The organism is Mycobacterium arosiense ATCC BAA-1401 = DSM 45069, assembly GCF_002086125.1.
Classification (GTDB): domain Bacteria; phylum Actinomycetota; class Actinomycetes; order Mycobacteriales; family Mycobacteriaceae; genus Mycobacterium; species Mycobacterium arosiense.
Window position 1 is genome coordinate 1 of sequence record NZ_MVHG01000448.1, and the last position, 230, is coordinate 230.

1 protein-coding gene is annotated in these 230 nt (G+C 60.9%); it reads right to left on the reverse strand.

The window, feature by feature from the left end; translation table 11 throughout:
- Positions 1–2: 2 nt before the first annotated feature.
- Positions 3–230: hypothetical protein (locus tag BST14_RS32510; RefSeq protein WP_211280887.1), on the reverse strand; the 228-nt coding region annotated here is incomplete at its 5' end.

Here is a 230-nt window from a genome sequence, read left to right on the forward strand (position 1 = left end):
GGTTAATGGCGCTCCAGGGCGCTGACCAGGTCGTGGAAGGCTTCGCGGTTGGATTCGTTGAGGCCCATCAGGATGCGGTGCGCCTCCAGGACCTTGTCGCGCACCACATCTTCCGACTGGTCCTGCGGCGGCAGGTCGGACAGGCATTCCGGGCACGGAATCGGACGATCGACGATATTGAACACCTGATCGAAGCCCATCGACTGCAACAGACGGGTAATGTCCGGATT